Source organism: Sphingomonas citricola (genome assembly GCF_019429535.1).
Classification (GTDB): domain Bacteria; phylum Pseudomonadota; class Alphaproteobacteria; order Sphingomonadales; family Sphingomonadaceae; genus Sphingomonas; species Sphingomonas citricola.
Genome location: NZ_JAHXZM010000001.1, coordinates 594,194 through 613,762, shown reverse-complemented (window position 1 = coordinate 613,762; position 19,569 = coordinate 594,194). Strand labels below are relative to the sequence as shown.

Below are 19,569 nucleotides of genomic sequence, written 5' to 3'. Positions count from 1 at the left end.
TTACCCAACCGAACGAGGCCCTGCTCGGCTGACAGGCAGGTCAAAAGCTGGGGGCCGACGCGGCGCGTCGCCCCCCTGCTGCCGCCTTCGTCTGACGAAGGGCTCAGCCGCTTTTGCCGCCGCCCTGCATCGGCGCCACCGCGTCGCGGCCGAACTTCATGATCAGCTCGCCGATCTCGCGCGCCTGATTCATCGACCGCTGGCCCTGTTCGCGCAGGTAATCGCCCTGGATCCGCATCACGTCGCTCAGGTCCTTCGCCTGCGCCGCCGCGCGCAGCGCGGCGAATGCCTGCTCGGCGTTCGCCTGTGCCTGGTCGATCATCGCGACGCCCAAGCTCGACGTTTGGTCGGCCACGCGCTGTCCCGAGGCACGCATCGCCTCGCCCGCGCGCTGCGCGCCCTCGAACGCCGCATTCGCACCGCCACCCGTCGCGCCCGTGTTCTCATCCGCCATGTTTTTCGCTCCTCTCCGCCGACGCCCGTCGCGTCGCGCACACCGGCTCAACCCGGCGGACGCGTCGCGGTTGCAGCGCGACTATTTGCCGAAGCCGAACACGTCCTGATGGAAACGCCCGTCGGCGATCATCTGCTCGAGCCACGCCGAGCCCTGCGCATGTTCGCCGCCGACCTGTTGCATCCAGATGCGAACCAACATGTCGCGCACCGCTGGCGCCATGTAGCGTCCGTCACCGCACAGGAACACGCTTCCCCCCGCCTCCAGCGCGCGCCAGACCCGCTCCTGCTCGGCCCAGAGCGCGTCCTGCACGAACCGCCACGGATGCGACGGCACCGCGGAGAAAGCGAGGTACGGCTCGACGAGCCCTCGCGCTGCCCAGGCCTCCATCTCGTCCCGGCAGAACCAGTCGTGCTCGGGATGGCGGCAACCGAAGAACAACAGGCTGGTCGCGACCTCATCGCCCGCCTCGGCCTGCGCCGCGCGCTCCTGAAGGAAGCCGCGCAACGGCGCGAAGCCGGTGCCGGGGCCGATCAGGATCATCGGCTGCGCGGGATCGGCGGGCGGCGCGAACGGCGGATTGGGCCGCCGCACGTATCCAAAGACATGCTCTCCCGGCTCCAGTGCCTTCATGTAATCGGAGGCGAAGCCGCGATGCTCGCCGAGCCCTGACCAGGCGGGCGCCGCGATCGTGCCGACGATCAGGTCGGCGACGTCGGGCGAGACGAGCGGCGACGACGCGATCGAGTAGAAGCGCGGCTGAATCGCGGGCGACCAGTCGATCAACCGTTCGAGCGTCACGGCCGCTGCCGGATACCGCTCGACCAGGTCGAGCAGCGACACGCGTTTGTCGGCGACCTGCGCGTCGTAATCAGCCTCGAGCGCGTCCAGCGCGGCAATCGTATGCGGGCACCGTGTCGCCGCGCGCAGCCCCGCGAGCGCGCGCCGCGACGCCGCCTCGGACAATTCGACGAAGTCGGTCAGTAACTGCTCCACCGTCACCGTCGCGCCGACCGGCAGATGCTTGAAGCGTCCACCCTGCGCATCGACGCGCACTTGGCTCGCGCCGTTCATGCCCAGCAAATCGAGCGCGCGCGCGACGAGTTCGGGCCGGTTGCGCGCGTAGATCGCGACGTGATCGCCCGCCGCGTAATGCTGCCCCTCGGGCAGACGGACGCGGATCAACCGCGTCGAGGGCCGAGGCGGCTCCTGCGCGAAATCCCATAAACCATCGGCCGGACGCACCAGTTCGTCGTTGGCGACGATCTCGAGCCGCTGCGCATGTTCGGGCAAGGCGCGCGCGCGCGTCTCGGCGGCGTCGACCGGGACAAGCGACAGCGTCGCGGTATTCGCCGCCGGCTCGGCGGTCGCGCCTAGCGCGTGCCACAGATCGCGCACGAACGCCGCAACCGCGCCGTCGAAGTCGCCCTGCCCGTCGGCCTGCCCACGCGGCACCAGCCGTTCGCCACCCGCGCGCGCGATCGCGTCATCGACGCGTTTCGGGAATGCCTGGAAATTGGGCCACTGGCTGTTGCCGATCCCGAGCACCGCGTAGCGCGCGCCCGACCAGTCGGCATCGTCGAACGCCCCGGCATCGAGCGCGCGCTCGACCTCGACGGCGCTGTCGGGCGCGCGACCGTTGTAGGTCGCGGTGACGATCACGATCACCTTGTCGGCGGGCGCGGCGGCGCCCTTGAAGCTCTCGTCCATCGAGCGGACGACGACGTCGAACCCGTCGGTGCGCGCGCGCTCGGCGATCTCCTCCGCCACATCGCGTGCGGTGCCGAGCGAGGTGCCGTAGAGGAGCACGAAGCGCTGCCCCGATCCCGCCACCGCGCCGACCTCGACCGCCGCGTCCGCCGCCGCGGTCTCGCCCAGCTGCAAGCGTTCATGGTCACCGCGCAGCCGGACGCGCATCGTGAATTCGTCGGGCTTGATCGACAGCGTTTCCTTGACGCGCAGCTTGTAGCTGTGCGGATCGCTGATCGCGAAACGGCGCAGCAGCATCGCGAGCGCGATCTTCGCCTCGACCATCGCGAACTGCCGCCCGATGCATGCGCGCTCGCCGTTGCCGAACGGCTTGTAGGCGTGCGGGTGCCGCGCGGCCTCGGCCTCGGGCAGCCAGCGGTCGATGTCGAACTCCTCGGCGTCGTCCCACACGTGCGGCGAACGGTGCAGACCGGGGGTGAAGATGTTGACCGGACGATCCTTGCGCATCCGCCAGCCGGGCTGGCCTGCGCGCGCGCCGATCACCTGATCCTCGAACGGCGCGACGCTGAACGCGGGCGCGGTCGGCCACAGCCTGAGCGCTTCCTTCAGGATACGCTCGATCACCTCGAGGCGCGCGACATGGGTGTAATCGGGCCGCGTATCGCCGGGCAGCACGCGATCGACCTCGGCATAGGCCTGCGCCAGCACCGCGGGATTGCGCAGCAGGTAGGTAAAGGCGAACGTCAGCATCCCCGACGTCGTCTCGTGCCCCGCGATCAGGAAGGTCAGCACCTGATAACGGATGTTGAGATCGTCGAGCCCCTCCCCCGTCTCCGGGTCGATCGCGGTCAGCATCAGGTTGAGCAGATCGCGGCCGTCGTTGGGGTTGATGCGGCGGTCGGCGATGATCCCGTCGACCAGCGCGTTCATTTCCGCGATGTCGGCCTCATACTGCGCCGCCGCGCGCCTGGCGAAGCGCCGCTGGATCGGCATCCGCGTGATGACGTTGAGCGCCTCCGACAGCGCCCGCCCCAGCGCGACGAGGAAACTGTCGAGCTCGTCGCGCTCGAACGAGTTGAAGCGGTGCCCGAACCCCGCGATCGCGATCGAATCGAGCGTGAGGCGCGTCATGTCGTCGGCGACGTGGACGTCGGTGCCCGCCGCGCGCGTCCATTTGGGGACCAGTTGGTCGCACACCTCGACGATCATGTCGAAATAGCCGCGCATCGCGCGGTGCGAGAAGGCGGGCAGCAGGATACGGTGCGCCTTGCCCCAGTTCGGCTCCTCGCTGAACGCGGTGAACAGTCCGTCGCCCGCGAACTTGCGCACGACGCGCAGCGCCGGCCCCGGCATCTTGCGGAAGCGCGTCTCGTCCGACAGCTCGGCGACGAGATCGGGATCGGTGACGAAGATCGACACGCGGCTGCCGAACCGCAGCTTGAAGATACCTTGCGGCATGTCGCGACTGACGCGCAGCAGGTGGCCGATCAGCCCGGCGCGCGCGATCTGGTGCAGGTGGCCGATCACCGGCAGCGCCGCCGGCATCGGGACGGGCGCGGCCGCGGGTATGTCGTTGGGTTCGCTCGCCATGATCGCCAATGCTCCGTTGCGCGTCGGCGGCGTTCAACACAGCGTTCGCGGCGGCGCAAGTTGCCGCGACGGCAGGCTGGCGGCGCGCGCGCGTGGGCGGTAGAGGGACGGCATGGTCCGTTTCCTGCCCACGATGCTCGAGCCGCTGGTCGCCGGCATCGCCGCCGCCGTCGGCGTCACCCACCCCGCCGCCGCCGCGATGCAGGATCCCGCGACCGATCCCGGTTGCGTCAACGTCCGCGTCGCGATCCCGCCCGAACTGTCGCACTGGAGCCAGCGCACGCCGCTCACCGCGGGCAATGCGCCGCGCAACGCCCCCGTGCTCGGCATCGCGCGCGCCGCCGACCTGCGGCTCGCCCCGCTGGGCGAGGTCCAGCCGCGGATCGCGCCGGGTAAGACACCGCCCGCGGGCAGCTACGCCGGGCTCGTCATGTTCCAGGTGACGCGGCCCGGCACGTACCGCGTCGCGCTCGGGCAAAAGGCGTGGATCGATGTCGTCCGGGGCCGCGCCGGCGTCGCGTCGAGCGCGCACGCGATGGGGCCGCGCTGCACCGGCGTCGCGAAACTGGTCGACTTCCCGCTGCGCCCGGGCCGGTACGTGATGCAATTGACCGGCGCGCCCGCGCCGACGCTTCCCGCCACCATCGTCCGGGTGAAGTGACATGATGCTCCCGTTCCTCGCCTTGTTCGCACAAGCGACGACCCCCGCCCCGGTACCGACGCCGGTGCCCGCGCCCGCCGCCACCACGGCGCCCGTTACCGATCCCGCGCGCGCGCCGGTGAAGGTCAGGCTCGATACCGCCGCAGGGCCGATCGTGATCGCGGTCGACCGCGAGCATGCCCCGCTCACCGCCGCCAATTTCCTGCGCTACGTCGACGCAAAGAAGCTCGACGGCGTCGGCTTCTACCGCGCGGTGAAGGTCGGCGACGGGTTCGGCCTCGCGCAGTTCGGGACGCGCAACGATCCCAAGCGCACGTTGCCGCCGGTCGCGTTCGAGCCGACCAGCAAGACCGGCCTCAGCCACGTCGACGGCGCGGTGTCGATGGCGATGGCGAAGCCGGGCACTGCCGCGGGCGATTTCTTCGTCGTGGTCGGCGATTTGAAATCGATGGACGCGCACGACAACGAGCCGGGCTTCGCGGTATTCGGTCGCGTGATCGAGGGGATGGACGTGATCCGCCGCATCCTCGCCTCGCCGACGTCGCCGACCGAGGGCGTCGGGGTGATGAAGGGGCAGATGCTCGCACCGACGATCCGCATCGCCAGCGCACGACGCGAGCCCTGACACGTTTGCTGGCTGGCGAGCGCTGAAGCGTTTGCCGTCTTGCAGACCCTACAGCCTTTCCAGCCGACACGCCGTAAACCGTTACCTTTTCGCCACATTGTCGCGCGCGCGCCGTTCCGGCATAGGTAGAATCGCGCGATGTCGCTTTCGCCCGCTTTCCTCGACGAGCTGCGTGGCCGCACGCATCTGTCGGCGCTGGTGGGGAAAACCGTCAAGCTGACGCGTGCCGGCCGCGAGATGCGCGGCTGCTGCCCATTCCACAATGAAAAGACGCCCAGCTTCTACGTCAACGACGAGAAGGGGTTCTACCATTGTTTCGGCTGCTCGGCGCACGGCGACGCGATCCGCTGGATGACCGATCATCAGGGCCTGCCCTTCATCGACGCGGTGAAGGAGCTGGCTGCGGCCGCCGGGCTCGAGGTACCGCAGGCCGACCCGCGCGCCGCGCAAAAGGCAGAACGCGCGAAGTCGCTCCACGACGTGATGCAGGCCGCCGCCGACTGGTTCGTGAGCCAGCTCGGCGGGCTAGACGGCGCGGAGGCCCGTGCGCTGCTCGACCGTCGCGGCGTCGGCACTGCGGCGCAGCGCACCTTCGGCTTCGGCTACGCCCCCGACAGCCGCGGCCGCCTGCGCGCAGCACTCAAGGATTTCGGCGACGCGATGCTGGTCGAGGCAGGTCTGCTGATCCAGGTCGACAACAAGGAACCCTATGACCGTTTCCGCGGGCGGCTAATGATCCCGATCCGCGACCAGCGCGGGCGCGTGATCGCGTTCGGCGGGCGGATCATCGGTGACGGCGAACCCAAGTATCTCAACTCCCCCGACACGCCGTTGTTCGACAAGGGGCGGACGCTCTACAATCTCGACCGCGCCTCCGCGGCCGCGCGAAAAGCCGACCGCGTCTTCGTGGTCGAGGGTTACATGGATGCAGTGGCGCTCGCGCAGGGCGGCGTGGGCGAGGTCGTCGCCCCGCTCGGCACCGCGCTGACCGAGGCGCAGCTCGAGCGATTGTGGCGGATGGTGGATGTCCCGACCGTCTGCCTCGACGGCGACAGCGCGGGGCAGAAGGCCGCGATCCGCGCCGCGCACCGCGCGCTGCCGATGCTCGCGCCGGGCCGCAGCCTGCAGTTCGTGACGCTGCCCGAGGGGCAGGACCCCGACGACCTGATGCGCGCAGGCGGCGCGCGCGCGTTTGAGGCACTGGTGCGCGAGGCCGAGCCGCTCGTCGAGCGGTTGTGGAAGCACGAGCTGGCCGCCGAGCCGCTTGACACACCCGAGCAGCGCGCCGGTTTGAAGCGCCGCCTGTCCGATCTCGCGAACGCGATCGCGGACCCGAGCGTGAAGTCCGAATACGTCGCCGAATTTCGCCACCGCTTCGATCAGCAGTTCGCGCGCGGGCGGCAGGGCGCGGGCGGGCTCCAGCCACGCACCCCATTCTTCCCCTACCAGCAGCGCCGCGCCGGGCAGAAATGGTCGCCGCCCCCCGCCCCCGTCACCGATGACGCGAAGGCGGTACGCGCCGCGGGCGGGATCGACCGCGTGCTCGCGAAAGCGGTGCTCGCCGGATTGATCCGCCACCCGGCCGAGATCGCCACCCACATGGAAGTGCTCGGCAGCCTCAAGCTCGCCGACGGCGCGCTCGGCCGGCTGTTCGAGGCGGTGGTCGACGTGGCTCTCGAGGACCGGTCGCGGCGGGAGGGGGCGCTTGATAGCCAGCGCCTCGTTACCATATTGGCACGGTCCGGTTTCGAACAGGTCGCGTCCGATCTGCTCAGGGCCGATACGATGCCCTATTCGTTCACGCGCAAGTCGGCGGACGAGAACAAGGCGCGCGAGGATCTCGACGAGGCGATCGCCATTCTTGTCTCGCGCCCGGAAGTGGATGCGGCGCTCGCGGAGGCGACCTCGGCGATGCAGACGCATTTCACCGACGAAGCGTTTGAACGACAAGTGGCATTGGTGAACGAACAACGGGCGCTGGACGTGCGGCTTGCAAATCTCGTGCAGGCGAACGAAGACGCCCGCGCGCTAGGTACCGAGGACAATTGATGGCGAAGGCGAATATGGCGGAAGCACCCGAGGCTCAGGACAACGGGGATGCGCCGCTGATCGACTTGAACGACGCGAACATCAAGAAGGTGATCGCGCGCGCCAAGAAGCGCGGCTACATCACTTATGATCAGTTGAACGACGCGCTGCCGCAGGGCGAGATGTCGTCCGATCAGATCGAGGACATTACCTCGGCCTTGAACGAGATGGGCATCAACATCGTCGAGAACGACGAACAGGGCGAGGAAGGCGAGACCGAGGAACGCCCCGAGGACGACGAGGTCGAGGCCGCCGACGCCGATCAGGACAGCAGCGCGCCCGTCGTCGAGAAGAAAAAAGAAACCGTCGATCGTACCGACGATCCGGTCCGCATGTATCTGCGCGAGATGGGGGCGGTCGAGCTCCTCTCGCGCGAGGGCGAGATCGCGATCGCGAAGCGGATCGAGGCCGGGCGCGACACGATGATCCTCGGGCTGTGCGAGAGCCCGATCACGTTCAACGCGATCATCGACTGGTCCACCGCGCTCAACGAAGGCCAGATGCAGCTGCGCGAGATCCTCGATCTCGACGCGATGCTGTCGAAGGGTCCGTCGGCCGAGCAGGTCGAGGGTGCCGAGGACGACGACGGCGAGATCAGCGAGAAGAACGCCGGGACCAGCTTCAAGGAAGAGGACGACGTCGCCGAGGAGCCTTCGGCCGACGACGACGACGAGTCAGGTGAGCCGCGCGCGCCGCGCCCCAGCGACGACGAGGATGAGGACAACACCCTCAGCCTCGCGCAGATGGAGGAAACGCTCAAGCCGCAGGCGCTGGAGAAGTTCGCCAACATCACGGCGCTCTACAAGAAATTCTCCAAGATGCAGGAGACGCGGCTCGGTGCGATGGGCGGCGGCAACGAGCTGTCGGCCGCCGACGAGCGCAAGTACCAGAAATTGCGCGAAGAGCTGACCGCCGAGGTCGAGAGCGTCCAGTTCCACCAGGCGAAGATCGAGTTCCTCGTCGACCAGCTCTACTCGTACAACCGTCGCCTGACGGCGCTGGGCGGCCAGATGCTGCGCCTGGCGGAGCGTCACAAGGTCAGCCGCGCCGACTTCCTCAAGCGCTACATGGGCCACGAGCTCGACGACACGTTCCTCAGCTCGGTCACCGGCATCGACAAGAAGTGGACTGCGTTCGCGACCAACGAGGCCGCGGCGGTCGAGCGTATCCGCAGCGAGATCGCCGAGATCTCGCAGCAGACCGGCATGGGGCTCGCCGAGTTCCGGCGCATCGTCAACATGGTCCAGAAGGCCGAGCGCGAGGCGCGGATCGCGAAGAAGGAGATGGTCGAGGCCAATCTGCGCCTCGTGATCTCGATCGCGAAGAAGTACACCAACCGCGGCTTGCAGTTCCTCGACCTGATCCAGGAAGGCAACATCGGCCTGATGAAGGCGGTCGACAAATTTGAGTACCGCCGCGGCTACAAGTTCAGCACCTACGCGACGTGGTGGATCCGCCAGGCGATCACGCGCTCGATCGCCGACCAGGCACGCACGATCCGCATCCCGGTCCACATGATCGAGACGATCAACAAACTGGTCCGCACTAGCCGCCAGTTCCTCCACGAGCAGGGTCGCGAGCCGACGCCCGAGGAGATGGCGGAGCGCCTCTCGATGCCGCTCGAGAAGGTGCGCAAGGTGATGAAGATCGCCAAGGAGCCGATCAGCCTCGAAACGCCGATCGGCGACGAGGAGGATTCGCACCTCGGCGACTTCATCGAGGACAAGAATGCGGTCATCCCGGTCGACGCGGCAATCCAGGCGAACCTCAAGGAAACGGTGACGCGCGTCCTCGCGAGCCTCACTCCCCGCGAGGAGCGCGTGCTGCGGATGCGCTTCGGCATCGGCATGAACACCGACCACACGCTCGAGGAGGTCGGACAGCAATTCTCGGTCACGCGCGAGCGTATCCGCCAGATCGAGGCCAAGGCCTTGCGAAAACTCAAACACCCGAGCCGCAGCCGCAAGATGCGCAGCTTCCTGGATCAATAACGACGAGCGCCGGCGAGGAAATCATCCCGCCGGCGTTTCTTTATCCGGCGGCAGATACCTGGGCGTTTACGCGCGCTCACGCGCGACAGATGCTCCATTTCGGCGCCTTTGCGCCTGATCCGACCCGGGCGAAACATCCATTTCTGAGCGAAGCCGTTTACGCGTGATCGTAGCGGGACCAGCGTCGTCGCATGAATTACACAACGCGCCCCCAGCTCGACGCCGAACAGCAGGTCACCGCATCGGAACTCGTCCGCCACTTCGGCCCATGGCAGGACCGTGCGGCGCGCGCGCCCGTCTACATCCACCACCGCGGTCGGCTGCGCCTCGTGCTCCTGTCGCTCGACCTGATGAATACGCTGTGCACCCCGCATCTCGGCGACGCGGCGGACCCGTCGAAAACCGCCCACGCGCTCGCCGACCTGCTCGACGAGGCGATCCTGGTCTTCGGTCGCGGGGCCCGCGTCGCGCACGCGAACCCCGCCGCGCGGACCAGATTCGGCGGCGGGGCGCGGATCGATCAGCCCGCACGGCACGTGTCGGAGGCGAGCGGCGCCTTTCTCCACGATGCGGTCACGCGTGTCATCGACAGCGGCACCGCCGAAACGCTCGACCTCATAGCCGATCGCTATCCGCAGCGACGGCTGCACGCACGGCTCGATCCACTAGGCGACGGGTGCCTGCTCGTCGCGCGCGATGCGACCGCGGCGGAAGAGGCGCGCGCCCGTACCGCCGAACTTCACGCGCTCGAACGCGCGATCCACGTCTCCAACGTCGCGGCACGTGCGCGGATCAATCCGCGCGGCTATTTGATCGCCCCCGACGACGCGCTCGCGCGGATCACCGGCACCACGACCGATCAGCTCGCCACCGCGCGCTTCCTGACGCTCGTCGCCGTCGCCGATCGGGCGCGTGTCGGCGACATGATCGACTATGTCTGCGCGAACAACGCCGCGGTCGGGACGCGCGCGCATCTGCTTGTCCGCGGCGCCACCGCCGCACCCGTCGCGCTCGGCCTCGCCCCGGTCGAGCGGGGCGGGCGTGTTGAGGAGGTCAGCGTCATCGTCACCCCCGCGGCCGCCTAGCCACTCCCCGCCCCCGGTCATCGCCGCGCCTTACGCCGCCCACGTAACCCTGCCCGCGCGCCCGCGCCTTCACCCGCAATGCGCGTAAACCCGGCCTTCACACTCGCTTGCTATCCCGAACCAGCCGGGGGGCCGGCGATCGTGAGTGGAGGCGGAGACGCGCGTGGTTGTTGCATCGAGCGGAGCATGGTCGGTCGGCACGCGCACCATCGCGTCGCTGGTCGCGGCCGATGGTACCGCTACGGCGCCGCACGCGACGCTGCTCACGCGCCCGACCGCGTCGATGCGCGACCTCGCCGATGCGGTCCACGCGCTCTGCACGGTTCACGGTTCGGCCGAACGCCGCCCGCCTCAGCTCGCGGCCGCCGACGCGGCGTTGCAAGGCTGGATCAAACGCGTCGCGGGCGTTCGGGCGGAGGAGCGCGCGTTCCTCGCGCGGCTCGCTGCCGATGTCGGCCCGGTGCCATCGACCCCGGGACATGCCGCGAGCGAAGCCGCGCTCGTCATGCAGCGGCAGGTACTCGACCGGTTGTCGGCGTCCGACCGCGCGGGCTGCGCGCTCGGTGCGGCGGTCGCATTGACGCTCGACTGGGTCGCGGTCCGCGCGGTGCTAGACAATGCGGCACGGCGCCTGTTCGGGACAGGTCCGGGCGTGGTGCACGACTTCGCGGCGCAGATCGAGGCGATCCTCGCGCAATCAATGCTCACCCCCGCGGTCGACCGCGCGATGCTGTTTGGTGCCGAGCAGATGCTCGCGCAGCACCGCGGGCTGTGGCATCTGCTGGAGGCGCGCGCCTCGGCACGCGACCGCGCCTGATACCGGCGCCTGTCCAAGTTGCGGCTTAAGTCGACCGCTTGCATCGCGCCGCGCCAGTCCGCTATCCCGGTCGAACAATCGAACAGGACGGGATTGCCCATGCAGCGCTTCCAGGGAACGCAGAGCTACGTCGCGACCGATGACCTGAAGGTCGCGGTCAATGCCGCGGTCACGCTGCGTCGCCCGTTGCTGGTCAAGGGCGAGCCCGGCACCGGCAAGACCGTGCTCGCGCACGAGATCGCGAAGGCCGCGAACGCCGAGTTGATCGAGTGGAACGTGAAATCCACCACCAAGGCGCAGCAGGGCCTGTACGAATATGACGCGGTCGCGCGCCTGCGCGACGGTCAGCTGGGCGACGAGCGCGTCCACGACATTGCCAACTACATCCGCCGCGGCAAATTGTGGGAAGCCTTCACCCGCCCCACCCCGCCCGTCCTCCTGATCGACGAGATCGACAAGGCCGACATCGAGTTTCCGAACGACTTGTTGCAGGAACTCGATCGCATGGAGTTCCACGTCTACGAGACGAAGGAGACGGTGCGCGCGGTCGAACGCCCGATCGTCGTCATCACCTCGAACAACGAGAAGGAGCTGCCCGACGCATTCCTGCGCCGCTGCTTCTTCCACTATATCAAATTCCCCGATCGCGACACGATGCAGGCGATCGTCGACGTCCACTTCCCCGGCATCCAGAAGATGCTGGTGTCCCGCGCGATGGACATCTTCTACGACGTCCGCGAGGTGCCGGGGTTGAAGAAGAAACCCTCGACCAGCGAATTGCTCGACTGGCTGCGGCTGCTGCTGCACGAAGACATGCCGCTCGAGGTCCTGCAGAACCGCGATCCGACCAAGGCGATCCCGCCGCTTCACGGCGCGCTGCTCAAGAACGAGCAGGACGTGATGCTGTTCGAGCGGCTGGCCTTCATGGCGCGGCGGCAGGCCAACAAAGGCTGAAACGGCCCCTTCCCGCCCGCTCGATCGCCTGCTAGCCGCGCTCGCTCACCGGACGTTCGGAGGCGGGATGATCGAGAGCGGGAGTGGCGTTGCGGGCGTCGACGCGGGTGCGTGGCAATTGCCCGCCGCCACCGCGCTCCGCATCGAAGTACCCGCGCCCGATCTGCGCGCGTTAGTCACCGAATATTACGTGCTCGATTCAGACCCGCAGGTCCACGCCGGCGCGATCAGTTATCCGCTGCCATCGTGGCCGATGCTCCGCTTTACACTGACGCCGGGTCCGGTGTCGCTGCGGATCGGTCCGCGACGTTACGATCCCGTGCCCGTCGCCGCGCTGTGGGGCACCACCACGCGCGCGATGCAGACGACCACCTACGGCGGGGTCACCGTCGGCGTCGGCATCACCGCGCTCGGCTGGTCGCGACTGTTCACGCGCGGCGCCGACAAGGTGCGCGATCAGGTGGTACCGCTGGACACGCTGATGCCCCCGGCCGCCGTGGAGGCATTGGTGGAGCAGTTGCGCGCCGCCGACCTCGTCACCGATCTAACACCGATCCTCGACACGTTCATCCGCGCACAGATGCTGCCGCCGACCCCGCACGATCAGGCGATCCGCAGCCTCATTGAAGTGATCAACGACGAGCAGACCGAGGACATTGCTTCCGCCTGCGATCGGCTCGGCCTTTCCCCGGCGGCGCTTCGGCGATTGTCGGTCCGCTACTTCGGCTACCCGCCCAAGGTCCTGCTGGTGCGCGCGCGGTTCATGCGGTCGCTCGTGCGGATGATGCTCGCCGGCGGCGAGGCCGATTACGCCAACATCGCGCCGACCTATTTCGACAAGTCGCATTTCCTGCGCGATGCCCGCCGCTTCCTCGACACCACGCCCAGGCGCTTCATACAGCGCAACAACCCGTACGTCCTCGCGATCATGCGTGCGCGCCGCGACGTCGCGCGGGCGGCGGCCGACGCATCGGTAACGAAGCGCTAACCACGCCCGTCAAACGCATCCTTACAATGCGCGCGCTACCACATCCGCATGGTTCGCGTTCCCCCCACGTGCATCGCCCTGGCCGCCGCCGTTTCCGCGCTGTTCGCCGCGCCGGCCTCCGCCACCCTGCTCGATTACGTCGGGCAGTGCGTCCCCTTCGCACGCGCCGCCTCGGGCATCCAGATCTACGGAGACGCCTGGACGTGGTGGGATCAGGCCGAGGGACGCTACAAACGCGGCCATACGCCCAAGATCGGCGCGGTGATCGTGTTTGCGAAGACCGGGCAGCTCCGTCTGGGTCACGTCGCGGTGGTCAGCCGCGTGGTCGAGGACCGCGTGCTCATGCTCACCCACGCCAATTGGTCGCGCCAGAACGGTGAACGCGGCCACGCCGAACAGGACGTGACGCTCTACGACGTATCCGACGACAACGACTGGAGTCGGGTCAAGGTCTGGTACCGCGACTCGAACGGTCTCGGCGGCAGCATCTATCCGGTGAAGGGCTTCATCTACGGCACCGGCGACACCGCGCGCGAGCTGACCGGGCGCAATCCCGACTATGTCGGCGCGCTGATCGACGCCTATGTTCCGGGTGCTGGCGCGCACTGACGGGCCCCGACGCGCGCAAACCGCGCTCGACACCATAGCCCGCGCGCGGCATCATCGCGCGCATGTTCCTTCACTTCCTCGACGAGCTCCGCGCGGCGGGTATCCCGGCCAGCATGAAGGAGCATCTGATCCTGCTCGAAGCGCTCGAAGCCGAGGTGATCGAGCGTAGCCCCGAGGAATTCTACTATCTCTCGCGCTCGATCTACGTGAAGGATGAGGGCCTGCTCGACAAATTCGACCAAGTCTTCGCCAAGGTGTTCAAGGGGCTGGAGACGAGCTTCGCGACCAACGAGGCGCAGGTCCCCGCCGACTGGCTGAAGGCGGTCGCGGAGAAATATCTCACCCCCGAGGAGATGGAGGCGATCAAGTCGCTCGGCTCCTGGGACGAGATCATGGAAACGCTCAAGAAGCGGTTGGAAGAACAGGAAAAGCGCCACCAGGGCGGCAACAAGTGGATCGGCACCGGCGGCACCAGTCCGTACGGTAATTCGGGTTACAACCCCGAAGGCGTCCGCATCGGCGGCGAGAGCCGCCACAAGCGCGCGTTGAAGGTGTGGGACCAGCGCGAGTTCAAGAACCTCGACAGCACGCGCGAGCTAGGCACCCGCAACATTAAGATCGCGCTGCGCCGGCTGCGCAAGTTCGCGCGCGAGGGCGCACTCGACGAACTCGACATCGACGCGACGATCGCGGGCACCGCGCGGCAGGGCTGGCTCGACGTCCACATGCGCGCCGAACGCCGCAATGCGGTCAAGCTGCTGCTGTTCCTCGACGTCGGCGGGTCGATGGACCCGTTCATCAAGCTATGCGAGGAACTGTTCTCCGCCGCGACGACCGAGTTCAAGAACCTCGAGTTCTTCTATTTCCACAATTGTCCGTACGAGGGCGTGTGGAAGGACAACAAGCGCCGCTTCGCCGAGCGCACGCCGATGTGGGACGTGCTCCACAAATTCCCGCACGATTATAAACTGATCTTCGTCGGCGACGCGGCGATGAGCCCGTACGAGATCACGCATCCCGGCGGCTCGGTCGAGCATTTCAACGAGGAAGCAGGCGCTGTGTGGATGCAGCGCCTGACCACCACCTACCCCGCCGCGGTGTGGCTCAATCCGACGCCCAAGGCGCAATGGGGCTATTCGCAGTCGACCAAGATCATCCGCGAGCTGATCGCCGACCGCATGTACCCGCTGACGCTCGACGGGCTGGACGAAGCGATGCGCGAGTTGACGCGCAAGCGGTGACGGCGGTGTCCATCAGGTTCGAGCGCCAGTTGCGGATGTGGCTGGTGCTCGGGCCGTCGCTGGTGGGCTTCCCTCCGCTGACCGGGTTCATCAATCCGTTCTGGGGCAGCCTCTAGGATTGGCCGCTCTATCTGGCGAGCCGCGGACATGGCGTCGCCGGCCCGCACCCGTGGTACGAAGGCGCTGCCTCCATCGCCGGGCCGCTCGCAATGCTGATCGCGAAGATCAGGCTGTTCGAGCGGCTGCTATCCTGGCGAAGCGGATGGCAGACACCGGTGGCGCTAGTCTGGGCGCTATCGGCCTTCTTCGTCGTGCCGGTCGCCGACATACCGCCGCCGCTTACCGATTGGCCGATCTGGTGCGCGTGCGAGTGAATGAAGCCAATTTGGCTGTCCTACACGCGAGCGACGTGACAGGCCCCTGATCCGCTCCTTCTCATCACCCGAATATACCCCGCGCGCGCAGGCGCGCGTTGGCATGTGACCTTTGTGACCTTCCGCGTGCGTTCAGCGGTGTCCGCGCCAGATCCGCAACTGCTGCCCCGCGGGCGCCCCGCCGCCCTGCTCGGCATCGCACGGCGTGTAGCGGAAACGCTTGTCGGTGCAGAGCCACAGCTCGTCGAGCCAGCCAGCTTTCTTGGTCGTCACCCGCACCGCATTCGCGGGCAGGCGATTAACCGCGGCGAAGCGGCGCTGGAACTCAGCCACCGTCAGCGGACGCCGCGACAGCCCGTCCATATCGGGGAAACGCAGCCGCGCGAACATCGCGTTCGACCGCGCGAAATAGGCCTGCGGCGAGGTACCCGGCATGCACGTCCCATGCTTCGACCATTCATGCTGCATCAGTTGCGGCGACGGCGTCGCGCACAGATGCTGGCGGATAAGCGCGGTCGGCAGGATCGGGGTCGCCTGGCAATATTGCGGCCAGTCCTTGCCGACACCGTCGGGCCACAGGCCGTGGAGCACGAAGCCGAAATCGTTGCCGCCGCCGCATTGCAGGTCGCTGCGCCCACCGCGATCAACCGAGCGCGAGCGGCAATATTCCGGGCTCCAGCTGATCGCGAGCGTATAGCTGCCGATGGGGAGTCGGCGCACCGGCTGGCTCGCCGACGGCAGGTCGGGGTGCGGACGCTCGATCGTCGACGGGATGCGGCACGCATTGGCTTGCGCGGTGGCCACCGCCGGCGTCGTCACCGCTGCAGCGCCGAGCAGGAAGATCACAGCGCGGTTCATGCCACGTGCTCCACGCCGTCGTCGTCGCCGTCGACATCCTCACCGAACCAGGCACGTGCGTCGACGCGGAACAGCATCGCCGCCGCCGCGACGCTCAGCGCCGTCGTCACGGTGGCGAGGATCAGCGACGTCGCGGTCATCGCGCCGCCCAGCGCCGCGGGCAGGTTGAGCAGGAAGCGCAGCGCCGACAGTCCGGCGAACACCACCACGAGCCATTTGGCGACAACGCTCGCGCGGCGCGCCGTGAAGAACCACAGGAGCAGCGAACCCGCGATGTTCAGCAACAGCATCACGCTCAGCATCCAGCCGAACGGCGCGGTCTGCGGATTGGCGGCGAGCCGCGCCTGCATCAGCGGCCAGTCCAACGCCCAACTGACGAGCGATAGCGCGAAGCCGGAGAGATAGAGCCGCTCGAAGGTGATGATCGACGCCGGTCGCTGCATGGTGTCTCGTGGTCCTGCGGTTGAATGGGTTGCGGGCGTCATGCCAGCGCGAAGTCGAGCCCGATGTCGGCGGCGGGGGCTGACTGCGTGATCCGCCCGACGCTGACGAAATCGACGCCGCTCTCGGCAATCGCGCGGATCGTCTCAAGCGTGACCCCGCCCGATGCCTCGGTCGGCACCCGCCCGCCGACGAGTGCCACGGCCTCGCGCAGCGTGTCGGGCGGCATGTTGTCGAGCAGCAGGTGCGTCGCACCACCCGCCAGCGCGGGCTCGATCTGGTCGAGGCGATCGACCTCGACGATGATGCGCTCGACCCCCGCTGCCTTGGCCCGCGCGGCGGCCTGCGCGACCCCGCCCGCGACCGCGACGTGATTGTCCTTGATCATCGCCGCGTCCCACAGGCCCATGCGGTGATTGGTCGCGCCGCCCAACCGCGTGGCGTATTTCTCGAGCCGACGAAGCCCGGGGATCGTCTTGCGCGTGTCGAGCAATGTCGCCCCCGTTCCTTCGATCCGCTCGGCATAGGTACGGGTCAGCGTCGCGATGCCCGACAGGTGCTGGACCGTGTTGAGCGCGGACCGCTCGGCGGTCAGGAGAGCGCGCGCATTCCCCTCGATCCGCATCAACGGCGCCCCCGCCGCCACCTGCTCGCCGTCGCCGGCAAGCAAGGTCGTCGCCGCATCGGGATCGAGCCGGTGAAAGAACGCCGCCGCAATCTCCAGCCCCGCGACGGTGATCGCGTCGCGGCTGTCCATCACCGCAGTAAAGCGCGCACCGGCGGGAATTACCGCGGCGGAGGTGACGTCACCGCCCTCCCCAAGATCCTCCGCGAGCGTCGCAGTGACGAACGCGTCGAGGTCGAAGCCGTCGATCGCGATGCTCACGGCAGCGTCTCGTTCTGCTCGACGCCCCACAGGCGATCGTTCTGCACCCAGCCGGCCTGACCGTGGACGTCGAAACGACACCAGCCAGAGGCGCACTGGCTCACCCGCCCGACGACGCCGGGGGCCGCGCGCCATAGCAGCTTTCCGCCGCCGCGCCGTTCATGCATCTCGATCGGCTGGCCGTTCTCGACGATCGCAGTCCGCGTGCTGCTGATCAGATTGCCGAGAAACCAGCCCTGCGTCCCGCTCGGGTCCTCGATCTTGCGCCATTCCTTGAACGTGTCGATCACGCGGACCGGCAGGTCCCGCCGCACGTACAGCCACGTCGCGGGATAGGTACGGCCCGGGCCACTGCGCATTCGCGCGCGCGCCGGCGCGATTGAGGCGTAATAAGGCGGCTTCTGCTTGGGCTCGGCCGCGATCGCGCCGTCGACCAGACACAGCGCGGCCAGCGCCCCGACAATGCCGATCCTCAAACGCCTGTTCACCCTGCCTGCCCCCCGAAAAACGCCCTGCCGCGCACATCTTGCCCCGCGCCGCGCCACGCTTCAACCGTTCAGGCGCGCATGTCGAATGTTGACGCTGGGCCGCGACTGCGCCACTCCTCGCCCATGCCCGACACGCGCCGTGTTGCCTATCCCTCAAACGGTGCCCGCGTCGCCTCGCCCAGGGTGATCGTGACGCGCGAACTACCCGACACGATCATGTCGCGGATGGAGGCGCTGTTCGACACGACCAACAACCGCGGCGACACCGCGATGACGCGCGACCAACTCGCCGCCGCGATGGCGGAGTGCGACGTACTCGTTCCCGCAGTCACCGACACGATCGATGCGGCGCTGATCGAGGGCGCGGGGGAGCGGTTGCGGCTGATCGCCAATTTCGGCGCCGGCGTGAATCACATCGACCTGAAGGCGGCGCGCGCGCGGCGGATCATCGTCACCAACACGCCGGGCGTCCTGACCGAGGATACCGCCGACATGACGATGGCGCTGATCGTCTCGGTTCCGCGGCGACTGGCGGAGGGCGAGAAACTCGTGCGGTCGGGCGAATGGAACGGGTGGAGCCCCGGCGGAATGCTCGGCTACCGCATCGGCGGCAAGGCGCTCGGCATCGTCGGCATGGGACGGATCGGGCAGGCGGTGGCGCGGCGTGCGCGCGCCTTCGGACTGTCGATCCATTATCACAACCGCCACCGCCTGCCGAAGGTGCTCGAGGGCGAACTCGGTGCGGAATGGCATCCGAACCTCGACGAGATGCTCGGCGCGATCGACATTCTGACGCTCCACACCCCGCTCAACGCCGACAGCCGCGACCTGATCGATGCGCGCCGGATCGCGCTGCTGCGCCCACACGTATTCGTCATCAACGCCAGCCGCGGCGGCATCCTCGACGAGGATGCGCTGGTCGACGCGCTCGAGAACAAGCGGCTGGCGGGCGCGGGGCTCGACGTGTGGCAGCACGAGCCGCGCATCGATCCGCGCCTGCTCGCGCTGCCCAACGTCGTGATGACGCCGCACATGGGCTCCGCGACCTATGAGGGGCGCGTGGCGAGCGGGGAAAAGGTCATCGCCAACATCCGCATGTGGGCCGACGGCCACCGTCCGCCCGATCAGGTGCTCGAAGGCTGGGCCTGATCAGCCCGCGCCGCCTCGCTGGCGCCCGGCGAACAGCATCGCGGCGATCACGCGGCTGCAGTGCAGCAGGCACATCTCCTGATGGACCGCCGCTGTGATTGCCGATCCCGCAGTGATCGCGCTGACGACTTCCTGCCGCGCGCGCGGCATGATAGTCGAGATCGGCGTTGTGAACCATGGCAGCGCTCCGCGTGGATGAGCATCCTGCCTGATGCCCCCGCGCGACGCCGCGATGTCGGGAATGTCACACAGCGGAGATGATTGTCGCGATCGTGAGAAAGCATTGCCGGCGGGAACACCCAGCCGTCGGCATCATTCTCGCGGCTCCCCCATCAAACGGAGCTGCTCATGCGCAACGTCACCCTTGCCGCCGTCCTCGGCCTCGCCGCCCTCTCAACTTCGGCCTGCTCGACGCTCAAGGGCGCCGCGATCGGGGGCGCGGGTGGTGCCGGCGTCGCCGCCGCGACGGGTGGGAATGTCGAGAAGGGCGCCGCGGTCGGCGGCGTCGGTGGTGCGGTCGTCGGCACCGTGATCGATTGATCGGGTCGGGGCCGCGTCCG

General features: G+C 68.1%; 20 protein-coding genes. 13 read left to right on the top strand and 7 right to left on the bottom strand.

The window, feature by feature from the left end:
• Nucleotides 1–103: 103 nt before the first annotated feature.
• Both KZ810_RS03115 and KZ810_RS03110 read right to left on the bottom strand, forming a co-directional pair.
• Nucleotides 104–454 (bottom strand): phasin family protein, encoded by a 351-nt coding sequence (locus KZ810_RS03115; protein ID WP_219767505.1) that lies wholly within the window; start codon nucleotides 452–454, stop codon nucleotides 104–106.
• An 81-nt stretch (nucleotides 455–535) separates the two neighbouring features.
• A complete protein-coding gene (locus KZ810_RS03110; RefSeq protein WP_219767504.1) occupies nucleotides 536–3,754 on the bottom strand; it encodes a cytochrome P450 in 3,219 nt (1,072 codons plus the stop codon).
• A gap of 112 nt (nucleotides 3,755–3,866) precedes the next feature.
• Here KZ810_RS03110 and KZ810_RS03105 point away from each other — a divergent pair, with 112 nt between their 5' ends.
• From KZ810_RS03105 to KZ810_RS03055, 11 genes are all read left to right on the top strand, one after another.
• The gene (locus KZ810_RS03105) at nucleotides 3,867–4,415 is read left to right on the top strand and encodes a homogentisate 1,2-dioxygenase (protein WP_219767503.1); all 549 of its coding nucleotides are present in this window, start codon (nucleotides 3,867–3,869) and stop codon (nucleotides 4,413–4,415) included.
• A 4-nt stretch (nucleotides 4,416–4,419) separates the two neighbouring features.
• Nucleotides 4,420–5,040, top strand: coding sequence for a peptidylprolyl isomerase (locus KZ810_RS03100; RefSeq protein ID WP_219767730.1), 621 nt, complete (start codon nucleotides 4,420–4,422; stop codon nucleotides 5,038–5,040).
• A gap of 138 nt (nucleotides 5,041–5,178) precedes the next feature.
• The gene (gene dnaG / locus KZ810_RS03095; RefSeq protein ID WP_219767502.1) at nucleotides 5,179–7,089 is read left to right on the top strand and encodes a DNA primase; all 1,911 of its coding nucleotides are present in this window, start codon (nucleotides 5,179–5,181) and stop codon (nucleotides 7,087–7,089) included.
• Complete coding sequence (rpoD, locus tag KZ810_RS03090; protein WP_219767501.1) at nucleotides 7,089–9,119, top strand: RNA polymerase sigma factor RpoD; 2,031 nt, start codon at nucleotides 7,089–7,091, stop codon at nucleotides 9,117–9,119. Before dnaG ends, rpoD begins: the two co-directional genes overlap by 1 nt.
• Before the next feature lie 191 nt (nucleotides 9,120–9,310).
• Nucleotides 9,311–10,204 (top strand): nitrogen regulation protein NR(II), encoded by an 894-nt coding sequence (locus tag KZ810_RS03085; protein ID WP_219767500.1) that lies wholly within the window; start codon nucleotides 9,311–9,313, stop codon nucleotides 10,202–10,204.
• Between the two features lie 163 nt (nucleotides 10,205–10,367).
• A complete protein-coding gene (locus KZ810_RS03080) occupies nucleotides 10,368–11,021 on the top strand; it encodes a DUF6975 family protein (protein ID WP_308461473.1) in 654 nt (217 codons plus the stop codon).
• 99 nt (nucleotides 11,022–11,120) lie between these two features.
• On the top strand, nucleotides 11,121–11,975 hold the full coding sequence (locus tag KZ810_RS03075; RefSeq protein ID WP_219767499.1) for an AAA family ATPase: 855 nt from the start codon (nucleotides 11,121–11,123) through the stop codon (nucleotides 11,973–11,975).
• A gap of 67 nt (nucleotides 11,976–12,042) precedes the next feature.
• Nucleotides 12,043–12,963 (top strand): AraC family transcriptional regulator, encoded by a 921-nt coding sequence (locus tag KZ810_RS03070; RefSeq protein ID WP_219767498.1) that lies wholly within the window; start codon nucleotides 12,043–12,045, stop codon nucleotides 12,961–12,963.
• 48 nt (nucleotides 12,964–13,011) lie between these two features.
• Nucleotides 13,012–13,572, top strand: a complete 561-nt coding sequence (locus tag KZ810_RS03065) for a CHAP domain-containing protein (RefSeq protein ID WP_219767497.1) — start codon at nucleotides 13,012–13,014, stop codon at nucleotides 13,570–13,572.
• Nucleotides 13,573–13,634: 62 nt separating this feature from the next.
• Nucleotides 13,635–14,813, top strand: a complete 1,179-nt coding sequence (locus KZ810_RS03060; protein ID WP_219767496.1) for a vWA domain-containing protein — start codon at nucleotides 13,635–13,637, stop codon at nucleotides 14,811–14,813.
• Nucleotides 14,814–15,022: 209 nt separating this feature from the next.
• Nucleotides 15,023–15,187: a hypothetical protein gene (locus KZ810_RS03055; RefSeq protein WP_219767495.1), complete on the top strand. Its 165-nt coding sequence runs from the start codon at nucleotides 15,023–15,025 to the stop codon at nucleotides 15,185–15,187.
• 132 nt (nucleotides 15,188–15,319) lie between these two features.
• Here the strand turns inward: KZ810_RS03055 and KZ810_RS03050 are convergent, their stop codons facing one another.
• From KZ810_RS03050 to KZ810_RS03035, 4 genes are read right to left on the bottom strand one after another with little or no spacing between them, the layout of a single operon-like run.
• Nucleotides 15,320–16,045 (bottom strand): ribonuclease T2 family protein, encoded by a 726-nt coding sequence (locus tag KZ810_RS03050; protein ID WP_219767494.1) that lies wholly within the window; start codon nucleotides 16,043–16,045, stop codon nucleotides 15,320–15,322.
• On the bottom strand, nucleotides 16,042–16,488 hold the full coding sequence (locus KZ810_RS03045) for a hypothetical protein (RefSeq protein ID WP_219767493.1): 447 nt from the start codon (nucleotides 16,486–16,488) through the stop codon (nucleotides 16,042–16,044). The genes KZ810_RS03050 and KZ810_RS03045 overlap by 4 nt, the downstream gene beginning before the upstream one ends.
• Before the next feature lie 38 nt (nucleotides 16,489–16,526).
• Nucleotides 16,527–17,372 (bottom strand): carboxylating nicotinate-nucleotide diphosphorylase, encoded by an 846-nt coding sequence (nadC, locus tag KZ810_RS03040; RefSeq protein WP_219767492.1) that lies wholly within the window; start codon nucleotides 17,370–17,372, stop codon nucleotides 16,527–16,529.
• Nucleotides 17,369–17,860 carry an SH3 domain-containing protein gene (locus tag KZ810_RS03035; protein ID WP_219767491.1) on the bottom strand — a complete coding sequence of 164 codons (492 nt, stop codon included), beginning with the start codon at nucleotides 17,858–17,860 and terminating at the stop codon, nucleotides 17,369–17,371. Before KZ810_RS03035 ends, nadC begins: the two co-directional genes overlap by 4 nt.
• A gap of 123 nt (nucleotides 17,861–17,983) precedes the next feature.
• On the opposite strand from KZ810_RS03035, the gene KZ810_RS03030 reads away from it, so the two are divergent.
• Nucleotides 17,984–19,009, top strand: a complete 1,026-nt coding sequence (locus KZ810_RS03030; RefSeq protein WP_219767728.1) for a 2-hydroxyacid dehydrogenase — start codon at nucleotides 17,984–17,986, stop codon at nucleotides 19,007–19,009.
• Here KZ810_RS03030 and KZ810_RS03025 read toward each other — a convergent pair whose 3' ends face one another.
• Nucleotides 19,010–19,159, bottom strand: a complete 150-nt coding sequence (locus tag KZ810_RS03025; protein WP_219767490.1) for a hypothetical protein — start codon at nucleotides 19,157–19,159, stop codon at nucleotides 19,010–19,012. It lies immediately after the preceding gene.
• A 198-nt stretch (nucleotides 19,160–19,357) separates the two neighbouring features.
• Here KZ810_RS03025 and KZ810_RS03020 point away from each other — a divergent pair, with 198 nt between their 5' ends.
• Nucleotides 19,358–19,549 carry a hypothetical protein gene (locus KZ810_RS03020; RefSeq protein ID WP_219767489.1) on the top strand — a complete coding sequence of 64 codons (192 nt, stop codon included), beginning with the start codon at nucleotides 19,358–19,360 and terminating at the stop codon, nucleotides 19,547–19,549.
• Nucleotides 19,550–19,569 lie beyond the last annotated feature (20 nt).

Bases quoted from the DNA above. Each gene is read 5' to 3' on its own strand.
- KZ810_RS03115 (WP_219767505.1), bottom strand. From the start codon at position 454: ATGGCGGATGAGAACACGGGCGCGACGGGTGGCGGTGCGAATGCGGCG.
- KZ810_RS03110 (WP_219767504.1), bottom strand. From the start codon at position 3,754: ATGGCGAGCGAACCCAACGACATACCCGCGGCCGCGCCCGTCCCGATG.
- KZ810_RS03105 (WP_219767503.1), top strand. From the start codon at position 3,867: ATGGTCCGTTTCCTGCCCACGATGCTCGAGCCGCTGGTCGCCGGCATC.
- KZ810_RS03100 (WP_219767730.1), top strand. From the start codon at position 4,420: ATGCTCCCGTTCCTCGCCTTGTTCGCACAAGCGACGACCCCCGCCCCG.
- dnaG (WP_219767502.1), top strand. From the start codon at position 5,179: ATGTCGCTTTCGCCCGCTTTCCTCGACGAGCTGCGTGGCCGCACGCAT.
- rpoD (WP_219767501.1), top strand. From the start codon at position 7,089: ATGGCGAAGGCGAATATGGCGGAAGCACCCGAGGCTCAGGACAACGGG.
- KZ810_RS03085 (WP_219767500.1), top strand. From the start codon at position 9,311: ATGAATTACACAACGCGCCCCCAGCTCGACGCCGAACAGCAGGTCACC.
- KZ810_RS03075 (WP_219767499.1), top strand. From the start codon at position 11,121: ATGCAGCGCTTCCAGGGAACGCAGAGCTACGTCGCGACCGATGACCTG.
- KZ810_RS03070 (WP_219767498.1), top strand. From the start codon at position 12,043: ATGATCGAGAGCGGGAGTGGCGTTGCGGGCGTCGACGCGGGTGCGTGG.
- KZ810_RS03065 (WP_219767497.1), top strand. From the start codon at position 13,012: ATGGTTCGCGTTCCCCCCACGTGCATCGCCCTGGCCGCCGCCGTTTCC.
- KZ810_RS03060 (WP_219767496.1), top strand. From the start codon at position 13,635: ATGTTCCTTCACTTCCTCGACGAGCTCCGCGCGGCGGGTATCCCGGCC.
- KZ810_RS03055 (WP_219767495.1), top strand. From the start codon at position 15,023: ATGCTGATCGCGAAGATCAGGCTGTTCGAGCGGCTGCTATCCTGGCGA.
- KZ810_RS03050 (WP_219767494.1), bottom strand. From the start codon at position 16,045: ATGAACCGCGCTGTGATCTTCCTGCTCGGCGCTGCAGCGGTGACGACG.
- KZ810_RS03045 (WP_219767493.1), bottom strand. From the start codon at position 16,488: ATGCAGCGACCGGCGTCGATCATCACCTTCGAGCGGCTCTATCTCTCC.
- KZ810_RS03030 (WP_219767728.1), top strand. From the start codon at position 17,984: ATGCCCGACACGCGCCGTGTTGCCTATCCCTCAAACGGTGCCCGCGTC.
- KZ810_RS03025 (WP_219767490.1), bottom strand. From the start codon at position 19,159: ATGCCGCGCGCGCGGCAGGAAGTCGTCAGCGCGATCACTGCGGGATCG.
- KZ810_RS03020 (WP_219767489.1), top strand. From the start codon at position 19,358: ATGCGCAACGTCACCCTTGCCGCCGTCCTCGGCCTCGCCGCCCTCTCA.